This is a genomic window from Paenibacillus sp. FSL H3-0321, assembly GCF_038002865.1.
In the GTDB taxonomy this organism is placed as follows: Bacteria; Bacillota; Bacilli; order Paenibacillales; family Paenibacillaceae; genus Paenibacillus_AQ.
The window spans coordinates 2,372,018-2,395,468 of the sequence record NZ_JBBODH010000001.1 but is presented as its reverse complement, the minus strand read 5'-3'; the positions used below and the strand labels follow the sequence as shown (position 1 = coordinate 2,395,468).

The window sequence follows — 23,451 nt, the reverse complement described above, 5'->3', positions numbered from 1 at the left end:
TGAAAAAACTAACCCAAAAGGTGAGATTGACGGAAGTTGATCTTATATCACCTATATGATGGCCGCGTGAGGGCGGGGAAAAGAGGGCGAAAATGCGCATATTGCATACGGGCGACTGGCATCTGGGCCGTACGCTGGAAGGACGGAGCCGGCAGAAGGAGCAGGAGCAGTTCATGGATGAGCTGGTGGAGATTGCCGATGACTCCAAGGCCGATCTTATTCTAATGGCGGGGGATGTTTATGATTCAGTCAACCCTCCGGCTGCTGCGGAGCAGTTGTTCTATGATGCAGCAGCCAGACTGACGGCGAACGGCAGGCCGCTTGTTGTCATCTCCGGCAATCATGACCAGCCGGAGCGGGTAGCTTCCGTGTCTCCGCTTGTGCGCAGACAGGGTATCACCCTGGTGGGGCTGCCTACCTCGGAGCCGGTGACGGTACATGCCGTCCGGACCGGTGAAATTGCCAAAATCGCTGCACTTCCCTATCCCTCCGAAGCCCGCCTCGGGGAGCTGCTCGCCGGGGACAGCGGTGAGGATGAACTCCGGCTGGCCTACAGTGCGCGGGTAGGTAAGCTGATGAAGCTGCTCGGCCGGGAGTTTACACCGCAGACGGTGAATCTGGCCATGAGCCATATCTATGTGCTCGGAGGCGTGGAAAGCGATTCGGAGCGGCCCATTCAGGTAGGTGGAGCGTATACCGTAGATCCTTCGGCTCTGTCCTGCGGTGCGCAGTATACGGCGCTCGGACATCTTCACCGCGCCCAGCGGGTCAAAGGTGAGGGCATGATCCGTTACAGCGGCTCACCGCTTGCCTACAGCTTCTCCGAAGCGGGCCAGGCCAAATCGGTGACGATGATTGATGTGGCACCGGGCGGGGAGCCATCCCTTGAGGAAATCTATCTCCGCTGCGGCCGTCCGCTGGTGAACTGGAAATCTTCCGGCGGACTGCAGGAGGTGTATGGCTGGCTTGATGAAGGCAGGGATGCCTCCGCCTTTATCGATCTGGAGCTGCGCCTGAGCGAAGCGATGTCGATGAATGATATTCAGCGGCTCCGCAAATCACGGGAAGGGATTATACATATCCGCCCGATCTATCCGCAGATGGAGCTTGAGCTGGAGGAAATCTCCCGTTCGCGGATGCCGGTCCAGGAGCTGTTCCGCAAGTTCTACCAGCGGCAGACCGGCGGTGCGGAGCCGGAGGACAGCCTGATCGAGCTGTTCCTTGAACTGACGGAAGAAGAACGGCGCCAGCCGGAGGAAGGGGAGGAAAACTAGGTGAAGCCGATTCTATTAAAAGTATCCGGGCTGCAAAGCTATCGGGAGCAGCAGGAGATTGATTTTGCGAGTCTGACGGAAACCGGGCTGTTCGGGATCTTCGGACCGACCGGCAGCGGGAAATCCAGTCTGCTGGATGCTATTACATTAGCGATGTACGGCAAGGTGGAACGGGCAGTGAACGGAACGCAGGGAATTATGAACCATTCCGAGGATCAGCTCAGTGTGGCTTTCACCTTCGAGCTCACTTCCTCCGCCGGTGCCCGGCGTTACCGGGTGGAGCGGAAATTCAAACGGACCGGGGAGCAGTCCATCAGCAATACAATCAGCCGGTTCATCGAGGTCACGGAAGACGGAGACCAGGTTATGGCTGACAAGCTGGCGGATGTTACCCGCTGTGTAGAAGAGCATATCGGGCTGAAAATGGATGATTTCACCCGTGCGGTGGTTCTGCCGCAAGGCAAATTTGCCGAGTTCCTGTCGCTGCGGGGTGTGGACCGCAGGCAAATGCTTCAGCGGCTCTTTCACCTGGAGCAGTATGGCGACCAGCTTGCCCTCAAGCTTAGCCGCCGGGTCAAGGAGAACGAGGCGGCGCTGCGGGCGCTTGAAGCGGAGCAGCAGGGCCTTGGCAGTGCAGGGAAGGCGGATGTAGAGGCCGCAGCGGAGCGGCTGCAGGAAGCGGTCCGCCATGCGGAGGAATGCCGCAAGAAGCTGGAGGCGGCTATGCAGCTTGCCGAGCGCTTCGCGAAGATCCGCGAGCTGCAGGAGGACCGTACCCGCCGTGAGCGGCGGCGGCAGGAATTGCTGTCGCAGGAGGAGAACGTCCTCCTGCTGGAGCAGAAGCTCGTCAAGGCTGACGAAGCCGAGAAGCGGCTGCCTGTGCTGAAGGCGTGGCGAAGCGCCGAGGACGCCTGGCGGAGCCGGCTCGCTGTTGCCGAGAGCCGGGAGACCTTGGCAACCGCCGCCGAGCATGAGGCGGCGGGGCTTGCAGCGGCCGAGGCTGCGGCGCAGGCTGCGCTGGCCGCCGAGGAGCCGGCCCTCCGGCAGGGGGCCGATACCTACCGCCGCGCGCTGGAGCTCGAAGCCGAGCTCAGCGAACTGCGGCGTGAGCGCGCTGCGGTGCAGGCGCGCCAAGGCGAAGCCTCCCGCGGGCTGGCTGCCCGGCGGGAGAGCATGGCCCGGGAGCGTGAGCTTTTGGCCAAGGGCCAAAAGCGCCAGCAGGAGCTGCAGCAAAGCCTGCAGCCGCTTGCGGTCCGCTCCCAGGAACGGCAGTCTCTGCAGGAAGCGATGCAGAGACTGCAGGAACTGCGCTCCGCCGAGTCCCAGTGGGAGACGGCGGAGCGGGAGCGCCGCGAGCGCGCGGCGGTGCTCGCGGCGGCAGAGGCGCGGCTGGCCGCCGCCGAGGCCCGGCGGCAGTCGCTGGCCGCAGCCCGCGGGGAGCACATTGCTGCGGCTGCGCTGCACCAGGAGGAGCTGCGGGCTGCGGAAGCCGCTGCAAGAAATGCCGCCGAGCGCCTGGAGCTGCACGGCAGCTCGCTGGAGGCTGCGCTGAAGGAGCAGGAGCTGCACAGGCTCTCGCTTACCCTAGCCCGTGAGCTGCAGGACGGGCAGCCTTGCCCGGTCTGCGGCAGCGGGCATCATCCCTCGCCTGCGTTGTCCCAGGACAGCGGCGGGGGGGAAGGGCTGGAAACCCAGCTCCAGCATATCCGTGCGCTTGAGCGGCGCGCGCTGGAAATCCGCCATCTGTTCCGCAGCCTGCTGGAGCAGGATGGCGCATGGCTGGAACAGATTTATGGTGAAGGGGTTATAGGCGACGCTCTGAAAACACCTGCGGCTGCAGGACTGGAGCAGGACGGCACGGATGCCTCAATGCATTCAGCTTCCACCGGGACCATCCCGGATGAAAGGTCCTTATCCGGGGTGGAGGCACAGCACGTGGCCCTGAAAGCCCGCTCCGGCGAGCTGCGCCGGGAAGCGGCGGAATGGCAGCGGGGGATGCAGGAACAGCAGCAGCTGTGCCACCAGGAAGCGGCTGCGGCCACTGCCGAGACGGCCTGGGTGGAAGGGCTTGCCGCCAAGGCTGGCGATCTGGCCGCCCGGTTGGGCACCTTGCGCCAGGAATGGGCGCGGCTGTTCCCTGAACTGGCCGCGGGTGAGGCCGAGAACGCCTATCGCGGAATGCTGGCAAAGGACGAACAGGCCGAGGAAATCAGAGGCCGGCTCGACATCAGCGTGAAGTTTCTTGAGGAGAAGGGCAATGCTGTACAAGTTCTGCAGGAAGAGATTGCCGTGCTGGATAAGGAGCTGGCCCAGTGGAATGCCCAACTGGAAGGCAAAGAAGCGCTCGAACGCGAGAAGGAGCAGCGTCTGCTCCAGTGGACAGGCGGCCGTTCTGCCGCCGCCTTGCTGGAGGAATGCGAGCGGCGTCTTCAGGAGCTGCAGGCGGCGCTGGACAATAATAAGCAAAGGCACCGGCAGGCAGCGGACAAGGCGCAGCATGAGGTGAAGGAGGCGGCCATTGCCCGCCAGGCGGCGGAATCAGCGCGTGAGCATAGTGCTGCGGCCGCGGCCCACTGGGAAGAGAGCCTGAACTCTTCTCCGTTTGCTTCCGCCTCTGAGGTTGAAGGGGCGGCGCTCATGCCGGAAGAACGCAGCGGAGCCGCTGCCCGTATTCGGGCTCACCGGGAGGAAGAAGCGGAAGTGACGCTGCAGCTGCGGAGCATTGAGGAGAAGCTGTCCGGAGCCTCCTTAAGCACTGAGGAATGGCAGGAGAGCCAGTCTGCCCTGCAGACATGCAAGGAAGACGATGAACGCTCGCTGCAGAGCCGTGCGCGCGCAGAGCGTGATCTTGAGGATCTGCAGCACCGCCATATCCGCTGGATGGTGCTCGAAGGTCAGCGTAAGGAGCATGCGGCGCAGCAGGAACGGCTGTCCAAGCTGCAGGCTGTGCTGCGCGGCAATGCCTTTGTGGAATATATCGCCGAAGAACAGCTGATGCAGGTATGCCAGGCCGCTTCACAGCGGCTGCGGTTCCTGAGCAAGCAGCGTTACGCACTGGAAGTTGACTCCGGAGGCGGCTTTGTTATCCGCGATGATGGCAATGGAGGAGTCAGACGTCCGGTCTCGACGCTGTCTGGCGGAGAAACCTTCCTGACCTCCCTCTCACTGGCGTTGGCCTTATCGGCACAGATTCAGCTGCGGGGTCAGTATCCGCTGCAATTCTTTTTCCTTGATGAAGGCTTTGGTACTCTTGATCCGGATTTGCTGGACACCGTCATTACTTCACTCGAAAGATTGCATAATGACCAGCTGTCCGTCGGGATCATCAGCCACGTTCCTGAACTCCGGGCGCGATTGCCGCGCAAGCTGATAGTCGTGCCTGCAGAGCAGGGCGGGGGCGGTTCGCGTATTCTTTTGGAAAAAATGTGAAAGCGGGTTGAAGGTGTGATGACAATCACAGATACACCTTCAACCCCCTGTTATAATACAGCTAAGCCGACATCATTTTGAAACACCTCGGCGGACGTATGACCGGGAAACGCTCCTTTTCATACGTCCGCCGCCGAATCAGCTTTTTAAGCTGGTAGGGTGTTTCTTTTTTTTTGCTTTTTTTTATGAGTCTAATGGGTCCCGAAGTTCGAGATCCCTGTCAGATATGGGATTAGATTAAGCTATCATTACCTTGTTCCCCTGTACCGAACCCGCAACTACACATAGAGAAGCGCCTCAGCAGTGCCTTTTTGACAACGATTACTTTGTATGACGATCACCCTGAATGTTGGATGCGGATGATGTGGGACAAACAGAATACACTTTTCCTGTATCTGATACAGATAAGCGGGATATAAAGCTCCACATAAATATATATGGGCTGATAGAACACAGTCCGTGCGTAAAAAGTCCGAAGTCTGAAGTGCGTCGTGGGTAACAAAGGAACCGGGCAGATAGATGCCTCCGGGAGTCAGGCCACAAGGGAAATAAATAAAACAATGCCATCCCGTTTGCCAGCAGCTAACACTGTCTATAATACAGCCATGGTGATAAGCAGAGTTCTGTATTATCCCTAGTACACATTTTCACTAAGCAATGTCCCAATACATGTTTGACCTATCCTCCTGCTTGCGTGTGTATTCATTTCATTTGACTCATGATATGATCTTTCCGGCTTCCCTGCGTTGTATTATTCTTGTGCCGCTTTCGTAATCCATGATTATCCTGTATGATTAGAGAACATAAAAACTAATTGTGGCGAAGAAGGCCGGTCTGAAGAATTACTACGGAAGTATCGCTCCACAAACTTTTAGGAGGAAGCGTTGTATGGAAACTGTCTTTAGCAAGATTATTGAAGGCTCAATCCCTTCCAAAAAAGTGTTCGAGAACGAGCGGATACTGGCATTCTACGATATTGAGCCTGCCGCACCGGTGCATGTGCTGATTATCCCTAAGAAGTTCATCGCTTCGATGAATGATGTCACGGCTGAAGATCTGCCGCTGATCGGTGAGATTCACGCTGTAGCGCAGCAAATTGCTATTCAGTTGGGAATTGCGGAGACAGGCTACCGTCTGATCAACAATTGCGGTCCGGACAGCGGACAAGCCGTGCCTCACCTTCATTATCATTTGCTTGGCGGTGCCAAACTGGGCGCACTTGTCGGCAATTCCGCATCACATGCTTAGCAGATATTTCAAATTCTGATAACCTGCCTAAAAAAAGAATAACACGAAGGTTGACACCTTATTTCGGTTTGACCTATAATGAAATATGATGAACCGTGTTATGCTCTTGGACGGTCTGGTCGGAGGGAGGGAAAACTGGTGTCTGAAACGAAAGTTCGTAAAAACGAGACAATTGATGCTGCACTTCGTCGCTTTAAACGTTCCATCGCTAAAGATGGTGTCTTGGCTGAGGTGAAGAAACGTAAGCATTATGAGAAGCCAAGCGTAAAGCGCAAGAAGAAGTCTGAGGCTGCTCGTAAGAGAAAGTTTTAGGAGGATTACCCACGCATGAATCTTAGCGAACGATTAAACGAAGATATGAAGCAAGCGATGAAGAGTAAGGACAAGTTCACACTCTCCACCATTCGAATGGTTCGTTCTACAATAAAGTATCTTGAAATAGATTTGAAGAGAACATTAGACGACAACGAAGTGCTTGATATCCTTAGTCGTGAAATCAAACAGCGCAAAGATGCCCTCCAAGAATTTGAATCAGCGGGTCGCGACGAGCTTGCCGCGAGTACGAAGGCAGAAATCGAGATTATCATTAAGTATCTTCCCGAGCAGCTTTCCGAAGAAGAAATTAAAGTAATTGTACAGCAGACCATCCAGGAAACCGGTGCTTCTTCGAAAAGTGAAATGGGTAAGGTCATGAGCGCACTGATGCCTAAGGTCAAAGGTCGCGCCGATGGTAAACTCGTGAACCAGGCGGTTCTGCAATTTCTGCAATAATATAACGCTAGCACCCCTTGAATAAAGGGGTGTTTTTCATTATCGGTGGATAAAATGAAGGGAGAAAGTAAAGCGCAGCTTACTTCCTCCCTTTTTTTGTTGCTCCGCCCTGTTTCCGGTAATGTGTTCCTGAACAGACCGAACGATTGTTTGAAACATATTTCCGGGAATGGCGTACTAAGGATTATGTGCTGGAGTTATTTTTAGAGAAAGGAGGTTTACAAGTGAAAAAAATCCGTAAAATTGCCTTTTCGGGCATAGTCACCGTCCTGCTGCTGATGCTCTTGACGCCGTTTGCAGCTTACACGCAAGCAAAGGGGACCTCTTCGGCTGCAGGAGGAACGGCTGCGGAAAAGCTGAAGGGCGGGCCGGTGTTCATTATCCCGGTTGACCAAGAGATTGAACGCGGACTGCAAAGCTTTTTGGAGCGGGGATTTGAGGAGGCGGCAAAATACGGGGCGGTTCTGATTGTACTGGAGATTGATACACCAGGGGGACTTGTCGACTCTGCGGAACAAATCGGGCAGATGGTCAGGGACAGTGAAATTCCTACAGCTGCTTATGTTAAGGGAGATGCTGCGTCTGCCGGCAGTTATATTGCCCTGAACGCCAACTCAATTATTATGAAGCCCGGAAGTATGATCGGCGCTGCATCGCTGGTGGATATGAACGGAAAAAGCGTGGACGACGCAAAGATGGTATCCTACTGGAAATCCAAGATGGTTGGCGCCGCTTCACTGAATGGACGTGATCCGGAGATTGCTGCAGGAATGATGGATGTGAACCTTGTCGTGAACAAGCCTGAACTCGGGGTGAACAAAGCGCAAGGCCAAATTATTGCTTTGACCAGCGATGAAGCGCTGAAAGCCGGATATGCCGATCATCTTGCCGATACGCCGGAAGAGGCCATTACTTTGCTTGGTTATTCCACGGACGACATTTTTCGAGTGGAACATACCGGAGCAGAAAAAATGTCGCATTTTCTGACAAATCCGATTATTATGACGATATTGCTCTTCATCGGCATCGCCGGAATTGTCATTGAGCTGCTGGTGCCGGGCTTTGGCGCTCCGGGAATTATCGGCACTCTCGCATTTGCCCTTTATTTCTTCGGCAACTATGTGGCGGGCTTCGCTGGAGCGGAGACCTGGCTGTTGTTCATTCTGGGACTTGTCATGCTTGTGCTGGAGCTGTTTGTCCCAAGCTTCGGGATTCTGGGTTTGCTGGGCTCTGTAAGCCTTGTGGCAGGCGTTGTTCGGGCTGCGTTCAGCTTAGAGCATGCATTCTTGAATCTGGGAATAGCCTTTGCGGCAGCCACGGTAGTTATCGCCATCGTAGCTGTGGTCTTCAAGGAACGGGGCATCTGGAACCGGTTTATTCTGCGTGACAGTCTAACCAAAGAGCAAGGATTTGTTCCGGTGCTGGAGAAACTGAGTCTGATTGGTGCCTCGGGCGTCAGCATTACACCGCTTCGTCCGGCCGGAACGGCCTTGGTCGGCAATGAACGTGTGGATGTGGTAACCGAAGGGAGCTTCATCAGTTCGGGGGTTCCAGTTTCCGTGGTGAAGGTCGAGGGAGGCCGTGTGGTTGTGAAGGAATCCGAGAAATAAGCGGAGCCTGCAGCCAGTATGTTTATGAATTTTAAAAATGTAACGGAGGTTGACAAAAAGTATGGGCGAAGCGTCTTTAATTCCGATTTTGCTGATCGCGGTTGTTGTGATCATTGTACTGAGCGTGTTCTTCAGTTTCTTCCCGGTGATGCTGTGGGTTTCCGCATGGGCATCCGGAGTAAGAATCAGCATTATTACCCTGGTGGCTATGAGACTCCGCCGGGTTACTCCGAGCCGGATTGTTAATCCGCTCATTAAAGCCACCAAAGCAGGGCTTGGCCTGAATATCAATCAACTGGAAAGCCATTACTTGGCAGGCGGTAACGTCGACCGGGTTGTCAATGCCTTGATTGCCGCCCAGCGGGCGGATATTCCGCTTGAATTCACACGCGCCGCTGCCATTGATCTTGCCGGACGCGACGTGCTGCTGGCCGTACAGATGAGCGTTAATCCACGGGTGATTGAGACCCCGATTGTCGCTGCTGTTGCCAAGAACGGGATTGAAGTCAAGGTTAAAGCGCGGGTTACAGTCCGGGCGAATATCGACCGGCTCGTCGGCGGTGCGGGGGAAGAAACAATCATTGCCCGCGTCGGCGAGGGGATTGTTACGACAGTAGGTTCCAGTAATTCGCATAAAGACGTATTGGAGAACCCGGATTCGATCTCGCGGACTGTTCTGTCCAAGGGTCTGGACTCCGGCACGGCCTTTGAGATTCTCTCGATCGATATTGCGGACGTGGATGTCGGCAAGAATATCGGAGCCTATCTGCAAACCGAGCAGGCTGAAGCGGATAAACGCATTGCACAGGCCAAAGCGGAGGAACGCAGAGCGATGGCCGTTGCCCATGAGCAGGAAATGAAAGCCCGTGTCGTTGAAATGAAGGCGCTGGTCGTCGAAGCTGAATCCCAGGTACCGCTGGCTATGGCTGAAGCGCTGCGTGCCGGTCAACTCGGGGTGATGGATTACATGAACCTCAAAAACATTGAAGCCGACACGCAAATGCGCGGCTCGCTCGGCAAATTAAATGATGGCGATGATTCGAGCCGTCCGACCAATAAATAAGGGGATGTGAGATCCCATGAGCAGTTTGATTTATATCGCCGTAGTCATTGTGATTGCGATCTTTTCCAACATGAACAAAGCGGGGAAGAATAAACAGAAAAATGCTCCGCGCGGCGGTATGCCGACTTTTGGCGGCGGAGGGGACGCCAGTCCTCTCCGCCGTGCACGGCAGCAGGAACGGAACCCTGAGGAAGAAAGCCCGGCCCGTCAGGGCAGCGGGTTTCCTGTTCCGGGCGAGTCTTCTTATCCGGGCCAGCCTTCCGTGTCCTATGAAGAGCGTGAGTACGATTCTTCTCCTGTCTGGAAGGAGTCTCCTGAGCGGCCTTCTCCCGACTATGATACAGGTGAAGGAATGTCCCTTGAGCAATCGGGAGAAGACAGCGTACAGGCGCGTACAGAACGGATGCAGCGGGAGCTGGAACGCCTGCAGGCGTCGTTTGACGGCATGGCAGGCGCTTCAGAGGCAGGGGACGCAGGGACTGCTAGTAAGAGCGGTGCTGTCTCCGCGCGATCTGCTGCCCGTCATGGTTTGGCAGATAATCGTGAATCGCTACGGAACGGGCTGGTATGGGCTGAAATCCTTGCTCCTCCCCGCTCACGCAAACCGCATTCTTCGCGGCGTTAAGTATAGTTATGAAGTATTAAGCGGCAATCAGCCGCCGGTATTCCACCGGTGCTGATTGCTGCTTTTTTTTATGAAGTCCTTCTTGGGGTTGCGGGGAGGATATGCGTTTACGGAGTCAGAGCGGGAATTGTGGTCAGTTGAGTGTAGGGATACTGCTGGTTGTCAACTATTTTGCCGCCAGCGTCCGCGCATATGGTGGTTACGACTACTTCAATATCAGGGTTAGGCGTAGCTGCCATAGTAAATTTCTCCGTTCCTGTTAGATAGATTATTATATTTTGAGATTTTCATTTTGGATTGTATTTTCAACCAATTTCAAATGGAACGGGGATGCCGGATTCTGTGCTGATATTGAAATTACAGTAGGCAGGGTGAGTTCTTCTCATAAAAAACAGCATTGCCGCATAAGGTGTACAGAAGGCAGGAAGGGGGAGAAGTCTACATATGACCCGTATCGGCCGCAGGCTGCGGGGATGGACAAACGGGGTATTGGATCTTCCGCAGGATGTGCTGCAGGAGATGCCCCGAATCACCCTGATCGGCAATAAGGAGCTGTATATTGAGAACCATCGCGGCGTGCTGCATTTTTCCTCCGGGCAGCTTAAGCTTGCGTTAGTCAATGGTTATCTGGAGATTTCCGGAGAGGGATTAGTGATCCGGAATATTCTTGGCCAGGAACTGGCTGTAGAGGGTTTAATCGGGGAGATCAGATATAAGGGAAGCGAGGAGAAACCATGAAAGAACCGCCTCTGGCATCTCTGCGGGGGTTCGTTACACTGCATGTGACGGGACCGCAGGTGGAAAGGTTTATCAATGCAGTGAACGAACAAGGCATCGTCATATGGGATGTGAGGCCTGCGGGGGATGGCGCTTCCCTGAACCTGCTGCTGAATGACTTTTTTGTCCTTCGGCCGCTGTTAAAAAAGACAGGCTGCCGCATGCATGTGACAGGCAGGAACGGTTTGCCCTTCCGGCTCGCGCGGTTGTGGAAACGGAAGTTTTTTGCTGCCGGTTTATTGCTGTTTGGCATTGGCCTTCTGCTGCTTTCTTCAATGGTGTGGAGCATCAAAGTCGAAGGGAATCAATTCATTGCCTCCGAAGATATTCTGGACGCTGCTCGTCAAGAAGGCATCTATCCATTCCAGTGGATTTGGCGTATGGAGGAGCCGGACAAGCTCTCCAGGCAGATGACCTCGCGGATGCCGGGGCTTTCCTGGGTAGGGGTGCAGCGGACGGGGACGAGCATTACCATCCAGGTTGTCGAGGCTGACAAGCCTGAGAACAAGCCGCTGCTCAGCCAGCGTCATCTGATCAGCAGAACCGATGCGGTGGTTACCGAGATATACGCAGAGCAGGGCAGACCGGTTGTAGCGCGCAATTCGCGGGTCAAAAAAGGGGATATTCTGATCTCCGGCACCCTGGGTGATGAAAACAATATGCAGACGGTGGTTGCCAAAGGCGAGGTAAAGGGTCTAGTATGGCATGAATACAACATCGAGGTGCCGCTCAAAACAACCGGCAGTTCATATACAGGGGACCGGAAAGACCGCACATATCTGGTGATCGGCAATTGGGCGGTTCAACTTTGGGGATACGGGAAATCCGGATTTGAGAAATCACGGACGCTTACGGAGCATGATCTGCTGTCCTGGCGTTCTTTGCAGGTGCCGCTTGGACTGATGACTGAGAAGGAAATGGAGGTCAAATATACTTCCGGCACCAAAACTCCGGAGGCTGCCCGGCAGGAAGGGATTACCCGGGCAACTAATGATATTTTGGCCCGTTACGGCACTGACAGCGTTATTAAAAGTCAAAAAATTTTGCATGAGAAGAAAGAGAATGGTAAAGTTTATATGAAAGTGCTGTTTGAAGTGGAAGAGAGAATCGCGGAAGAACTTCCGATAGTAAACAACCGAGGAGAATGAGGCTACTTGTCAGAACAGACTGCAAGCATTCGTATATCTTTGCAAAATGCGGGAGAAGCGCAATCCCTGTTCGGCCCGCAGGATGGTTTTCTGAAAATTATCGAGAGTGAAATACCGGCGGTTATCGACTCGCGTGAAGCTGAAGTTACAATACGCGGGGCGGAGCGGGAAGTGGACATGCTGGGACAGCTGTTCAATGTGCTGCTGTCTCTGATCCGCAGCGGTTACATACTTAGTGAACGTGATGTGCAGTATGCGGTGGAGCTGGCAAAGGATTTCCGCGCCGACCAACTGCTTGATTTGTTCAAAGGTGAAATTACGACAACCTTCCGCGGCAAGCCGATCCGTGTCAAAACGATTGGCCAGAAGCACTATGTGACTTCGATCAAGAAGCGCGATATCGTCTTTGGCATCGGACCTGCGGGAACAGGGAAAACCTATCTCGCCGTTGTGCTTGCCGTCACCGCACTAAAGGAAGGTTCCGTGAAGCGCATCGTGCTTACGCGTCCTGCAGTTGAAGCAGGAGAAAGCCTGGGCTTCCTTCCCGGCGATTTGCAGGAAAAGGTTGACCCATATCTCCGTCCACTCTACGACGCCTTATACGACGTTATGGGCCCCGATCAGGTTGCCAAGGCACTGGAACGGGGATTGATCGAAATTGCACCGCTCGCTTATATGCGCGGACGTACGCTGGATGATTCCTTTATCATCCTGGATGAAGCCCAGAATACGACTCCTGAACAGATGAAAATGTTCCTTACCCGGCTTGGCTTTGGCTCCAAGATGGTTATTACGGGTGACGTTACCCAGATTGACCTGCCGCGCGGCAAAAAATCCGGGTTGATCGAAGCGAAGGCGATTCTGTCAAGCATCGAGGAGCTTGGGTTTGTTTATTTTGCGGAACAGGATGTCGTACGGCATTCCCTGGTGCAAAAAATTATCGTCGCCTATGACCGCTCTGCCGAAAACCAGGAATAACAAAGGGGACTGTCTCCATGGCCTCAAAGCAACCATCGAAATTAAGCGGATTTGTATATAGCAACAACGGCTGGAAGTATAGCGCGGCGACGCGCTATGCTCTTTTCCTGTTATTGGGGATTGTTTTCTACTTCAGCCTCTCGTCTGATTTGCTGCCTAAACGCTATGACATTAAAGAAAACACCAAAAGCGCCAAGGAAATTACTGCACCGAAGCAAATACTCGACAGCAAGGCTACGCTGAAGGCTCAGGAAGCAGCTGCTGAGACTGTGCAGAACAGGTATGAGATTATTCCGATGAGGCTCGATAATCTGGTAACCTTGCTGCTAGACCGGATAGACCGGCTCAATCAGGATGATCTGATTTCACAAAGTGAGAAGACCGACATTTACAAGGATGTCATTCCGCAGCGGGCCAATGATTTTATCGTGAACTTTGTGAATTCGAGCCGTAACTCCGGCACGTATTCCACTACACTGCTTGATGAGATGCAGTCCGTCATCAAAGAGCAGACCTACGTCATCCCGGAAGAGACTTATATCAAAATTCCGCGGCTGACCTCCCAGGACATCATCGAGATGAAGCCGGTTGCCCGGGATATTGTCACCAAGCTGATGAACGACCAGATTGTGGATGCCCAGACTGCGCGCGCGAAGGTAGCGGAGCAGGTCAGCGTCAGCTCGCTAAGCCAGCGCACAGCCCGTGAGGTGGTGCAGGAGCTGGTGCGGCTGGTGATCACGAGCAATAAGTTTTACGATGAGGAAGCTACCAAGGAAGCTAAGGTGCAGGCCCGCGAGAACACGCCGGATGTGTTCATTGAGCAGGGGGATGTGCTTGTTGCTAAAGGGGATTATATTACACCCGAGCTGTACGCACTGCTGGATGAGAGCGGCCTGCTGAGCAATGAGGTCAATTATTGGCCGCAGTTGGGCCTGTTCCTGCTGTCAGCTATGCTCTCCGCCGGCCTGTTGATGTTCATCCGTTATACCGGGGGGACCTCCGGCTTCAAGTACAATAATTCCCAGCTGCTTATGCTGGTGCTTGTGTTTATTATTACGATCATCTCGATGCGGCTTGCCGCGTTTTTACAGACCGATGTACGGTCTTATGTCGGGTTCCTGGCTCCGGTAGCCATTGGCGCTATGCTGATCGCAATGCTGCTGGATATGACGCTGGCTTATTTCTGTTCCATTCTGTTCAGTATTCTATCCAGTATTATATTGAATGTGCAGCAGAATACGGTATTTGATTTCAACTTCGGCTTTTTTGCGCTTATTGTTTCCTATGTGGCAATTTTCGCCACCCACCGCGCCGGGCAGCGCTCCACGCTGCTGAAAGGCGGGATCATGGTGTCCCTGTTCGGTTGTGTGGCTGTGTTTATGCTGACGCTGCTGAGCGGCGGAGACTGGAATCAGACGCAGACACTGTACGCTATCGGCTTTGCCTTTGCCAGCGGTCTGCTGACCGCGGTGCTGGTAATCGGCCTGATGCCTTTCTTCGAGGCTACCTTTGGCATTCTATCGGCACTCAAGCTGGTAGAGCTGTCGAATCCGAATCATCCTTTGCTGCGCAAGCTGCTTACAGAAACGCCCGGAACCTATCATCACAGTGTAATGGTCGGCAATCTGTCAGAAGCTGCAGCGGAGGCGATCGGGGCGGACGGGCTGCTCTGCCGCGTAGGCTCCTATTATCATGATATCGGCAAGACGAAGCGGCCGTTTTATTTTATCGAGAACCAGAACAACATGGAGAATCCGCATGATTCGATTGAACCGAAGCTGAGTAAATCAATCATCGTGGCCCATGCCCGCGACGGGGTGGAAATGCAGAAGGAGTACAAGCTGCCCAAACCGATCCGCGACATTGCCGAACAGCATCACGGCACGACATTTCTGCACTATTTTTATCATAAAGCATTGAAGCTGGCCGAAGAGAAGGGTGTGGAGCCTGATTTCACGGAAGAGGATTTCCGTTATCCGGGGCCGAAGGCGCAGTCAAAGGAATCTGCAGTTGTCGGAATCGCCGACAGCGTGGAGGCTGCTGTCCGTTCGCTTCGCAAGCCGACGGTTGTGCAGGTGGAGACGATGATCGAGAAGATTATCAAAAGCCGGCTGGATGACCATCAATTCGATGAGTGTGATCTGACGATTAAGGAATTGGATATTATCGCACGGACGCTGAAAGAAACGGTTATGGGGATTTTTCATTCCCGGATCGAATATCCGGAGGAAGTGAAGAAACCTAAAAAAGAGGAAGGAGCCGTAAATACATGAGTCTTGCAATCGTTTGGAACAATGAACAGGAAGAACACGAGATTAATGACGAGCTAATATCCCTGCTGGAGCGTATTCTGCAAAAGGCGGGTGAAGCCGAAGGTATTGAGGGCGGCGAGGTGGATCTTACTTTCGTCAACAATGAACGGATCCATGAGCTCAATCGGGAATACCGGGGAATTGACCGTCCGACGGATGTGCTTTCCTTTGCCATGAACGAAACCGGCGAAGATGAACTGGAAATTATATACGGACAAGATGAGAATGAAGAGCTTGAAGATGTGCCGAATGTGCTTGGAGATATCATTATCTCTGTCACCCGCGCGCAGGAGCAGGCTTTGGAATATGGCCATTCCCTGGAGCGTGAGCTAGGTTTCCTGTTTGTGCACGGATTCTTGCATCTGCTGGGCTACGATCATCAGGATGCTGCTTCTGAGGCTGAAATGATGTCCAAGCAGGAGCATGTGCTGGCTCAGGTCGGGTTAACACGCTAATGGTCAAAAATACGGCGGTAGGCCACAAAAAGTTCTGGCATTCGTTTCGATTTGCGGCGCAGGGCATTGCCGGAGCGTTCAAATCCGAATTGAATATGAAGGTACATAGCGGCTTGGCTGTTCTTGTGCTTGCTGCTGCCGCCGTATTCAGGCTTCCTGCGGCAAGCTGGATGCTGTTGTTGCTGGCAATTACGCTCGTTTTGACCGCTGAACTGCTGAATACGGCTATTGAAGCGACGGTTGATCTGGTCTCCCCGGAGATTCATCCCCTGGCCAAGACTGCCAAAGATACCGCCGCAGGTGCTGTGCTGCTTACGGCGGTGTTTGCTGTGATTACGGGAATCTATGTTTTTTATCATCCGGTGATGGACTGTATCACTGGACTTATGTCATAATCAGTTTACAACTTCAGCTCGGGGAGAGGCGGATCGGCGTTTTGCGCTCCGCCATCTTTGGTTAGATCCATACTTCTCGTAGTAAGAATCCTGCAGGTTGAACAAATTTAATGGTGTGTTGGCGAAACGATTTTGCCCGAATCAACTCAATGAAATCTATGTTCACAAAACTTAGGGTTATGCTTCCGAAGCGAGTTTTGTCCGAAGTTACTCGATGAAGTCTATGCTTACAAAACTTAGGGTTATGCTTTCGAAGCGAGTTTTGTCCGAAGTTACTCGATGAAGTCTATGCTTACAAAACTTTTAGGAGGATCACTATGGATTCTGCGCTACTTCTTCAAGAAGCGATAAAGGCACGAACGAGTGCCTATATACCTTATTCCCGCTTTGGCGTCGGTGCTGCGCTGCTGGATCAGGACGGCCATGTCCATCATGGCTGCAATATTGAGAATGCTGCTTACGGGCCGACCAACTGTGCGGAGCGGACTGCGATGTTCCGCGCCATCGCGGACGGCCATAAAGCCCGCAGCTTCCAGGCCATCGCAGTTGTTGCAGATACTGACGGCCCCGTATCGCCCTGCGGTGTCTGCCGGCAGGTGATGGTGGAACTATGCGGTCCCGACATGAAGGTCATCCTCGGGAACATGAAAGGCGATATCGTGGAGACTACCGTGCGTGACCTGCTCCCGGGTGCTTTCGGTCCAGACGATCTGGAGCAGGGCCAGGCTCCTGAGTAAAAGGGTAAAAGCCTGCATTTAGAAAACAGCGGTTAGCTGTTTCGATGTTAACTGTATTCTACTGCACTATGTGCAGTAGAATTAGCTGATGTTTCTTTGAAATGGAAATCTGTTGCACTATGTGCAGCAGGATGAGGTAGTTCGCCTGTTTTTCACCTGTTCTGAGCAAATCAATTGCACAAAATGCAGCAGATGCAGAAAACAGCCTTATTTATGTGAATTCTGCTGCACTAAATGCAACAGAATATCAAGTGAGACTATTTCAAATTGTTTAACGTAACTATCCGCGCGAAAATGTTCAAAACGTGCTAAGCAACTCCTGATCTTCAGAGTAACTTGGCTAAGGGGAGCGCGAACAAGGTTTTGAGTAATATCCCCTGCGCCAGCGTCCAAGCGTGTTCCCGCAGGGAACGAAAGCGCTCTAAGCACCATCCGTCTCACTCAAGCGCCGAACCTAACTGTGCCATCCCATTCCGGGTGTCCAGAGGGCAGGGGCCCTTGGGGTCCCCCTTGGCTAAGGGGGATTTAGGGGGATCGAAAAAAGCTTTTGAAACAGTTTTTAACGTTTTTGAAAAAGGAAGGAAGATTATATTGAAATTCAAATCAGGGTTTGTCGCCATTATCGGCAGACCGAACGTAGGCAAATCGACACTCATGAACCAGGTGATTGGCCAAAAAATAGCCATCATGTCGGACAAGCCGCAGACAACCAGAAACAAAATCCACGGGGTTTACACTGCCAACAACTCGCAGATCGTATTTCTGGACACGCCGGGTATCCATAAAAGACAATCCAAGCTGGGCGACTACATGAACCAGACGGCGATGAGCACGCTGCATGAAGTGGAGGCTGTGCTGTTTCTGGTGGACGCATCCGAAGGACTCGGCGGCGGAGACCGCTTTATCGCCGAGCAATTACACAGTATCAAGACACCGGTTATTCTGGTGATGAACAAAATTGACAAGATCGAGCCGGAGGCGCTGCTGCCGCTGATTACACAGTACAACAAGCTGCATGAGTTTGCCGAAATCGTGCCGATCTCCGCCAAGCTGGGCAACAATGTGAATACCCTGCTGGATCAGGTGGCGAAATATTTGCCGGAAGGTCCGCAGTATTATCCCGACGATCAGATTACCGATCATCCGGAGCAGTTCGTCTGCGCGGAGCTGATCCGCGAGAAGATTCTCCATATGACCCGCGAAGAGGTGCCGCATTCTATCGCGGTGGCCATCGAGGATATGAGTGTAGAGCCCAATGGAGTTGTGCATATTTCCGCCGTTATTTTTGTGGAGCGCGATTCCCAGAAGGGGATCATTATCGGCAAGCAGGGTGCGCTGCTGAAAGAAGTGGGCCGGCGGGCCCGTACGGATATCGAGAACCTGCTGGGATCGAAGATTTTTCTGGAGCTATGGGTAAAAGTGAAAAAAGACTGGCGCAATCAGGACCGCGTACTGCGGGATTTGGGCTTCCATAAAGACCTTTAATCTTGGGCTCCGCAGCTTCTTGGCAGGAATTGCAAGGATAGAACCTGGCACATCGCACATCCTATTTCTGAAGAGACATCGTGTTTCCGAAGAAAGGATGAATACGAATGCGAGACTTTTCGTGGAAGTATTTTGCAATGACTGGAGATGTCGATGCTTATCTGCTGTACAGGGAAGCCGTAGATCCGCTGGATGAAGGCGGACTGCTGCTTGCAGAGGAAGAGAAGGCCCTTGATGAAGAAGCGCAATAAGGACTGGTTGCTTGCCGAATGGTTGGGGGAAGAGGCATGCTACACAGGGTGGAAGGGATCGTCATCCGCAGCATGGACTACGGCGAGGGGAACGCGATTATTACGCTTTGCACCGAGAACGCCGGCAAAGTAGGCGTTCTGGTGCGCGGCGCCAAGAAGGTCAAAAGCCGCCATGCTGCCCTGATCCAGCTGTTCACTGTAGGGGAATTTGTGTTTTTTCGCAACAATGGGGGACTGGGTACATTAAATGCCGGGGAAATTACACAGTCTCACCATCCGCTGCGCGGGGATTTGTTCAAAGCGGCATATGCTTCATATGCCTGCGAGCTGCTTGATCGTGTGCTGCATGATGAGGAGACGGGAAGCTTTTGGTTCCGCCAGCTTTCAGCCTGCTTGAATGCGCTTGAGGACGGCAAGGAACCCGGCGTCATTATAAATGTTTTTGAGATGAAAATACTGCAGGCGGCAGGATATGGTCCAGAACTGGATGCCTGTGTCGTATGCGGGTTGGACAAACCTGATGAAGAACTCAGAATAAGCCCCCGTCTCGGCGGGGTGCTCTGCCGCAGCTGCAGGCATAATGATCCTCCAGCCATGGAGATTTCTCCGCGGGCGCTGAAGCTGCTGCGTTTATTCGCTGCACTTGATTTAACCCGGCTTGGAAATGTCGACGTGAAGGAAGGCACCCGCGCAGAACTTAAAAAGATCATGCGTGCCTTTATGGACATGCAGCTTGGGCTGAAGCTGAAGTCGCAAGGGTTTCTTGATCAGCTTGATAAATACGATATTTGACGAAATCCAAATTTTCCGGTACTATGGTGACAGTTTCTTTTTGTATATAGCCGTTGTTGCTCTTACATTTGGAGACGTACAGTGATCGGGAAAGTAGTGGACAGATTTGTCGCTTAAGCGAGCCGGGGATAGTGGAAGCCTGGCGGGACAAGGTTCATGAACAGGGCACCCGGGAGTACGGTAACGGCAGAATGAAAAGTGGATTGCGCTCATCGGATTAGGCCCTGCTTTATAGGCCAGATACCGGATTCGTAATCAAGTAGGGTGGAACCGCGGGAGAATAAGTTAAGCTCTCGTCCCTATGTCTGTATATCAGGCATGGGGGCGGGAGCTTTTTTGCCTTGTGGCGAGGATCTTAACCAAGGATCCTGCACCGCCGCAAGTATAAAAGAGTGCCGCCTCCATCGCGCAGGAGCAAGATGCCTCAAGGCACAGTGTGCCAAAAACTTGTAAGCGAAGGAGTCGGTAGTATGAATTTTCAGCAGATGATTTTGACACTGCAGCAGTTCTGGGCAGCAGAGAATTGTATTCTCGTCCAGCCGTATGATACGGAAAAAGGGGCGGGCACGATGAACCCCATGACGTTTTTGCGTTCGCTTGGACCGGAGCCATGGAAAGTAGCTTATGTTGAGCCTTCCCGCCGTCCATCGGATGGACGTTATGGCGAGAACCCGAACCGCCTGTACCAGCATCACCAGTTCCAGGTGATCATCAAGCCTTCACCGGACAATATCCAGGAGCTTTATCTGGAAAGCCTGAAGGCGCTTGGCGTAGACCCGCTGCAGAATGATATCCGGTTTGTCGAAGATAATTGGGAGAATCCGTCGCTGGGCTGCGCAGGCCTTGGCTGGGAAGTATGGCTGAACGGGGAAGAGGTTACTCAGTTTACTTACTTCCAGCAGGTCGGAGGAATTGAGACCAAACCGGTTGCTGTTGAGATCACATACGGATTGGAACGGCTGGCCTCCAACATCATGAAGAAAGAAAATGTGTTTGATCTGGAATGGGTGGACGGCATGACCTATGGTGATGTATTCCATCAGCCGGAGGTTGAGCACTCGACCTATACATTTGAAGTCTCCGATGTCAAAATGCTGTTCACACTCTTTAATACCTACGAAGAGGAAGCACGCAGAGCTATGGAGCACCATCTGGTGTTTCCGGCTTACGATTATGTGCTGAAATGCTCGCATACCTTCAATCTTCTGGATGCACGCGGAGCGATCAGCGTTACCGAACGCACGGGCTTTATTACGCGGGTGCGGAATCTGGCCCGTACCGTTGCGGCGACATATCTTGAGGAACGCGAGAAGCTTGGCTTCCCGCTGCTGAAGAAAGAAGGTGCTGACCTTGTCTAAAGATATATTGTTCGAGATCGGTTTGGAAGAGGTGCCTGCACGCTTCATCCGCGCTGCGATGGAGCAGTTGAAAGACAGAACAATTAAATGGCTGGAAGCTTCGCGTATTTCCCATGGCGGAATCAACGCATATGCTACACCGCGCCGTCTTACGGTTCTGGTGAAGGATGCTGCCGAAAGGCAAGAGGATATCAGCGAAGAGGTGAAGGGCCCTTCTCGCAAAATCGCGTTGGACGCAAGCGGCGAGTGGAGCAAGGCCGCACTCGGCTTTGCCCGCAGCCAAGGGGTGTCGACGGAGCAGTTTACCTTTAAAGAATTGGCCGGAGTGGAGTATATCTACGCCACCAAAAACAGTGAAGGTGTAAATACTTCCTCGCTACTGTCCGAAGGACTCAGCGGCATTGTCAGCTCGATGACCTTTCCGAAAAATATGCGCTGGGGAGCGTATGATTTTAAATTTGTCCGTCCGATCCGCTGGCTGGTTGCCTTGTTCGGGCAAGAGATCATTGATCTGGAAATTACAGGGGTTAAAGCAGGCAATACCAGCCGCGGCCACCGTTTCCTTGGAACGAATGTTGTTATTGCTGAACCTGCGGATTATGTGGAAGCTATGCGTGCGCAGCATGTGCTGGTAGATGTGAAGGAACGCGAAGAGCTGATTCTGAACCAGATCAACAAGCTGGCAGCAGAGAAAAGCTGGACAATTGCCATCAAAGAAGATCTGCTGGAGGAAGTGCTGTTCCTGGTAGAGACACCGACTGTGCTGTTTGGCACTTTCGATCCTTCGTTCCTCAATATCCCGCAAGAGGTTCTGATCACCTCGATGCGGGAGCATCAGCGTTACTTCCCGGTCTTAGATAGCGCAGGCACGCTCCTGCCGTTCTTCGTTACCGTGCGTAACGGAAATGCAGAATCGCTGGACGTCATTGCCAAGGGAAATGAAAAGGTGCTGCGTGCCCGCCTATCGGATGCGAAGTTCTTTTATGGAGAGGATCAGAAACTGCAGATCAGCGATGCGCTGGCTAAGCTGGAATCAATCGTGTATCACGAAGAGCTGGGCAGCGTTGGCGATAAGGTCCGCCGCATCCGTGCCATTTCTGACAAGCTCGCTGCGAAGCTGGGGCTGTCCGCAGATACCGCGGCTGAAGTCAGCCGTACGGCCGATATTTGCAAATTCGATCTGGTGACGCAGATGGTCTATGAGTTCCCTGAGCTTCAGGGCACAATGGGTGAAGATTATGCCCGCAAAGCGGGAGAAGCGGAAAATGTGGCAAAAGGTATTTTTGAGCATTACCAGCCGCGTTTTGCCGGAGATGCAGTTCCTTCTACGCAAGCTGGTCTTGTAGTCAGTCTGGCCGATAAAATCGATACGATTGTGGGCTGCTTCTCCATCGGCATTATTCCGACCGGTTCACAGGACCCTTATGCACTGCGCCGCCAGGCAGCAGGCATCGTGCAGATGGTGCTGGAGCATCAATTGCCGATCTCTTTGCAGGAAATTTTCGCTGCGGCTTTGGAAATTCATGAAAATTTGCGCACAGAGAAACATTTTGCCCCTGAGCTGCGTATAAACCTTTACGAGTTCTTCGGTCTGCGCGTAAAACGACTCTTGTCCGACGACAATATCCGCTACGATGTGGTGGATGCCGTGACTGCCGCTGGTTTTGATGACATTGTCGCTGTTGTAGGCAGAAGCCGTGCGCTTACCGATGCTGTGAATGACGTCGCTGATTTCAAGATTACTGTGGATTCGCTGACTCGTATCAGCAATCTGGCAGCAAAGGCGGCAGAAGGTATTGTGGTTGAGCCTTCATTGCTGAAAGAAGAGGCTGAGCTTAAGCTGTACGAAACATGGCAGGGAATTCACACGCCGTATCATGAAGCGCTCACTGCCCGGAATGCTGCTGAAGCGCTGCGGATTCTTTCCGGCCTTAAGGAGGCCGTTACCGGATTCTTCGATTCTGTAATGGTTATGGCTGAAGATGAGGGAATACGCGCGAACCGTCTTGCACTGCTGGCCGGCATTGATGCCGACTCCAAATCTTTTGCCGATTTCGGTAAGCTGGTTTGGTAAAACCCGGCAGCATTCAAGTAATGTTTGTGATTTTTATGGTATAGATCGATGGTTTAGGGTATAAATATACGGAACGGTGCCAATGCGTAAGTTGACATTCGTTCCGTATTTATGCTTTATCAAAGAAGGATTTTTCGTTTGGCAAAGCGTATATATATTACACGGGAATTTGGTGATGTCATGTTGAGATCCCAAGCAAGAACAATTGTAGTCGACGGGGACGCGTGCCCGGTTAAGAAGGAAATCGTTGCTGTAGCCCGTTCTTTCGGCATTCCGGTATTGATGGTTTCTTCTTTTGACCATGTGCTGCAGGCTGAAGAAGGTGTTACTGTGGTGCAGGTGGACCGCGGTGCTGACAGTGCAGACCTGTATATTGCCAATCATGTTTCTGCTGGAGATGTAGTCATTACCCAGGATTACGGCCTGGCGGCACTTGCGCTCGGCAAACGCTGCAAGGTGCTCTCTAACCGGGGACAGGAATATGACAATTCCAACATGGATTTCATGCTGGAGAGCAGGCATGCCAGTGCGGTGGAACGCAGGCGTGGGCACTATTCCAAGGGTCCAAAAGCCATCACCGCAGAGGAAAAAATGAATTTTCAACATAAACTGACAAAACTTTTAACACTTTTGCAGGAGAATGTGGAGCTATAGCGAATTATATTTATT

22 protein-coding genes are annotated in these 23,451 nt (G+C 52.9%); 21 read left to right on the top strand and 1 reads right to left on the bottom strand.

What is annotated here, in order from left to right; genetic code table 11:
* Nucleotides 1–92 precede the first annotated feature (92 nt).
* The 8 genes from MHI45_RS10610 (at nt 93) to MHI45_RS10575 (ending at nt 10,020) form a co-directional block, all read left to right on the top strand.
* Nucleotides 93–1,274 carry an exonuclease SbcCD subunit D gene (locus MHI45_RS10610; RefSeq protein WP_341119055.1) on the top strand — a complete coding sequence of 394 codons (1,182 nt, stop codon included), beginning with the start codon at nt 93–95 and terminating at the stop codon, nt 1,272–1,274.
* On the top strand, nt 1,275–4,703 hold the full coding sequence (locus MHI45_RS10605; protein WP_341119054.1) for an AAA family ATPase: 3,429 nt from the start codon (nt 1,275–1,277) through the stop codon (nt 4,701–4,703). It begins immediately after the preceding gene.
* A gap of 888 nt (nt 4,704–5,591) precedes the next feature.
* Nucleotides 5,592–5,951 (top strand): histidine triad nucleotide-binding protein, encoded by a 360-nt coding sequence (locus MHI45_RS10600; RefSeq protein ID WP_038595438.1) that lies wholly within the window; start codon nt 5,592–5,594, stop codon nt 5,949–5,951.
* A gap of 138 nt (nt 5,952–6,089) precedes the next feature.
* A complete protein-coding gene (rpsU, locus tag MHI45_RS10595) occupies nt 6,090–6,263 on the top strand; it encodes a 30S ribosomal protein S21 (protein ID WP_005547957.1) in 174 nt (57 codons plus the stop codon).
* A 15-nt stretch (nt 6,264–6,278) separates the two neighbouring features.
* Nucleotides 6,279–6,722 (top strand): GatB/YqeY domain-containing protein, encoded by a 444-nt coding sequence (locus tag MHI45_RS10590; protein ID WP_036683862.1) that lies wholly within the window; start codon nt 6,279–6,281, stop codon nt 6,720–6,722.
* 278 nt (nt 6,723–7,000) lie between these two features.
* Nucleotides 7,001–8,332: an NfeD family protein gene (locus MHI45_RS10585; RefSeq protein WP_341119153.1), complete on the top strand. Its 1,332-nt coding sequence runs from the start codon at nt 7,001–7,003 to the stop codon at nt 8,330–8,332.
* A 61-nt stretch (nt 8,333–8,393) separates the two neighbouring features.
* A complete protein-coding gene (floA, locus tag MHI45_RS10580) occupies nt 8,394–9,395 on the top strand; it encodes a flotillin-like protein FloA (RefSeq protein WP_076109091.1) in 1,002 nt (333 codons plus the stop codon).
* Between the two features lie 16 nt (nt 9,396–9,411).
* Nucleotides 9,412–10,020 (top strand): hypothetical protein, encoded by a 609-nt coding sequence (locus tag MHI45_RS10575; protein WP_341119053.1) that lies wholly within the window; start codon nt 9,412–9,414, stop codon nt 10,018–10,020.
* Between the two features lie 107 nt (nt 10,021–10,127).
* On the opposite strand, the gene MHI45_RS10570 is transcribed toward MHI45_RS10575, so the two are convergent.
* On the bottom strand, nt 10,128–10,259 hold the full coding sequence (locus MHI45_RS10570; protein WP_341119052.1) for a hypothetical protein: 132 nt from the start codon (nt 10,257–10,259) through the stop codon (nt 10,128–10,130).
* A 205-nt stretch (nt 10,260–10,464) separates the two neighbouring features.
* On the opposite strand from MHI45_RS10570, the gene yqfC reads away from it, so the two are divergent.
* The 13 genes from yqfC (at nt 10,465) to MHI45_RS10505 (ending at nt 23,436) form a co-directional block, all read left to right on the top strand.
* Nucleotides 10,465–10,758, top strand: a complete 294-nt coding sequence (gene yqfC / locus MHI45_RS10565) for a sporulation protein YqfC (protein WP_038595431.1) — start codon at nt 10,465–10,467, stop codon at nt 10,756–10,758.
* Nucleotides 10,755–11,945 carry a sporulation protein YqfD gene (gene yqfD, locus MHI45_RS10560; protein WP_341119051.1) on the top strand — a complete coding sequence of 397 codons (1,191 nt, stop codon included), beginning with the start codon at nt 10,755–10,757 and terminating at the stop codon, nt 11,943–11,945. The genes yqfC and yqfD overlap by 4 nt, the downstream gene beginning before the upstream one ends.
* 6 nt (nt 11,946–11,951) lie before the next feature.
* Nucleotides 11,952–12,923, top strand: a complete 972-nt coding sequence (locus MHI45_RS10555) for a PhoH family protein (RefSeq protein WP_341119050.1) — start codon at nt 11,952–11,954, stop codon at nt 12,921–12,923.
* Between the two features lie 17 nt (nt 12,924–12,940).
* On the top strand, nt 12,941–15,196 hold the full coding sequence (locus MHI45_RS10550) for an HD family phosphohydrolase (RefSeq protein WP_076109088.1): 2,256 nt from the start codon (nt 12,941–12,943) through the stop codon (nt 15,194–15,196).
* A complete protein-coding gene (gene ybeY / locus MHI45_RS10545; RefSeq protein WP_076109087.1) occupies nt 15,193–15,690 on the top strand; it encodes an rRNA maturation RNase YbeY in 498 nt (165 codons plus the stop codon). Before MHI45_RS10550 ends, ybeY begins: the two co-directional genes overlap by 4 nt.
* Entirely contained in the window at nt 15,690–16,085 is a 396-nt protein-coding gene (locus MHI45_RS10540; RefSeq protein WP_341119049.1) for a diacylglycerol kinase family protein, read from the top strand. Before ybeY ends, MHI45_RS10540 begins: the two co-directional genes overlap by 1 nt.
* A gap of 317 nt (nt 16,086–16,402) precedes the next feature.
* Nucleotides 16,403–16,822, top strand: coding sequence for a cytidine deaminase (locus tag MHI45_RS10535; protein WP_038595422.1), 420 nt, complete (start codon nt 16,403–16,405; stop codon nt 16,820–16,822).
* Between the two features lie 654 nt (nt 16,823–17,476).
* A complete protein-coding gene (gene era, locus MHI45_RS10530) occupies nt 17,477–18,307 on the top strand; it encodes a GTPase Era (RefSeq protein WP_231578510.1) in 831 nt (276 codons plus the stop codon).
* A 107-nt stretch (nt 18,308–18,414) separates the two neighbouring features.
* On the top strand, nt 18,415–18,558 hold the full coding sequence (locus MHI45_RS10525; protein ID WP_076109086.1) for a YqzL family protein: 144 nt from the start codon (nt 18,415–18,417) through the stop codon (nt 18,556–18,558).
* A 36-nt stretch (nt 18,559–18,594) separates the two neighbouring features.
* Entirely contained in the window at nt 18,595–19,350 is a 756-nt protein-coding gene (gene recO, locus MHI45_RS10520) for a DNA repair protein RecO (RefSeq protein ID WP_038595420.1), read from the top strand.
* A 470-nt stretch (nt 19,351–19,820) separates the two neighbouring features.
* Nucleotides 19,821–20,708, top strand: coding sequence for a glycine--tRNA ligase subunit alpha (glyQ, locus tag MHI45_RS10515; protein WP_076109085.1), 888 nt, complete (start codon nt 19,821–19,823; stop codon nt 20,706–20,708).
* Complete coding sequence (glyS, locus tag MHI45_RS10510) at nt 20,701–22,782, top strand: glycine--tRNA ligase subunit beta (RefSeq protein WP_076109084.1); 2,082 nt, start codon at nt 20,701–20,703, stop codon at nt 22,780–22,782. The genes glyQ and glyS overlap by 8 nt, the downstream gene beginning before the upstream one ends.
* 180 nt (nt 22,783–22,962) lie before the next feature.
* The gene (locus MHI45_RS10505) at nt 22,963–23,436 is read left to right on the top strand and encodes a YaiI/YqxD family protein (RefSeq protein ID WP_076109190.1); all 474 of its coding nucleotides are present in this window, start codon (nt 22,963–22,965) and stop codon (nt 23,434–23,436) included.
* Nucleotides 23,437–23,451: the final 15 nt, after the last annotated feature.

Coding starts and splice junctions, on each gene's coding strand:
- MHI45_RS10610 (WP_341119055.1), top strand. CDS start 93: ATGCGCATATTGCATACGGGCGACTGGCATCTGGGCCGTACGCTGGAA.
- MHI45_RS10600 (WP_038595438.1), top strand. CDS start 5,592: ATGGAAACTGTCTTTAGCAAGATTATTGAAGGCTCAATCCCTTCCAAA.
- MHI45_RS10590 (WP_036683862.1), top strand. CDS start 6,279: ATGAATCTTAGCGAACGATTAAACGAAGATATGAAGCAAGCGATGAAG.
- MHI45_RS10585 (WP_341119153.1), top strand. CDS start 7,001: ATGCTCTTGACGCCGTTTGCAGCTTACACGCAAGCAAAGGGGACCTCT.
- floA (WP_076109091.1), top strand. CDS start 8,394: ATGGGCGAAGCGTCTTTAATTCCGATTTTGCTGATCGCGGTTGTTGTG.
- MHI45_RS10575 (WP_341119053.1), top strand. CDS start 9,412: ATGAGCAGTTTGATTTATATCGCCGTAGTCATTGTGATTGCGATCTTT.
- MHI45_RS10570 (WP_341119052.1), bottom strand. CDS start 10,259: ATGGCAGCTACGCCTAACCCTGATATTGAAGTAGTCGTAACCACCATA.
- yqfC (WP_038595431.1), top strand. CDS start 10,465: ATGACCCGTATCGGCCGCAGGCTGCGGGGATGGACAAACGGGGTATTG.
- yqfD (WP_341119051.1), top strand. CDS start 10,755: ATGAAAGAACCGCCTCTGGCATCTCTGCGGGGGTTCGTTACACTGCAT.
- MHI45_RS10550 (WP_076109088.1), top strand. CDS start 12,941: ATGGCCTCAAAGCAACCATCGAAATTAAGCGGATTTGTATATAGCAAC.
- ybeY (WP_076109087.1), top strand. CDS start 15,193: ATGAGTCTTGCAATCGTTTGGAACAATGAACAGGAAGAACACGAGATT.
- MHI45_RS10540 (WP_341119049.1), top strand. CDS start 15,690: ATGGTCAAAAATACGGCGGTAGGCCACAAAAAGTTCTGGCATTCGTTT.
- MHI45_RS10535 (WP_038595422.1), top strand. CDS start 16,403: ATGGATTCTGCGCTACTTCTTCAAGAAGCGATAAAGGCACGAACGAGT.
- era (WP_231578510.1), top strand. CDS start 17,477: ATGAACCAGGTGATTGGCCAAAAAATAGCCATCATGTCGGACAAGCCG.
- MHI45_RS10525 (WP_076109086.1), top strand. CDS start 18,415: ATGCGAGACTTTTCGTGGAAGTATTTTGCAATGACTGGAGATGTCGAT.
- recO (WP_038595420.1), top strand. CDS start 18,595: ATGCTACACAGGGTGGAAGGGATCGTCATCCGCAGCATGGACTACGGC.
- glyQ (WP_076109085.1), top strand. CDS start 19,821: ATGAATTTTCAGCAGATGATTTTGACACTGCAGCAGTTCTGGGCAGCA.
- MHI45_RS10505 (WP_076109190.1), top strand. CDS start 22,963: ATGTTGAGATCCCAAGCAAGAACAATTGTAGTCGACGGGGACGCGTGC.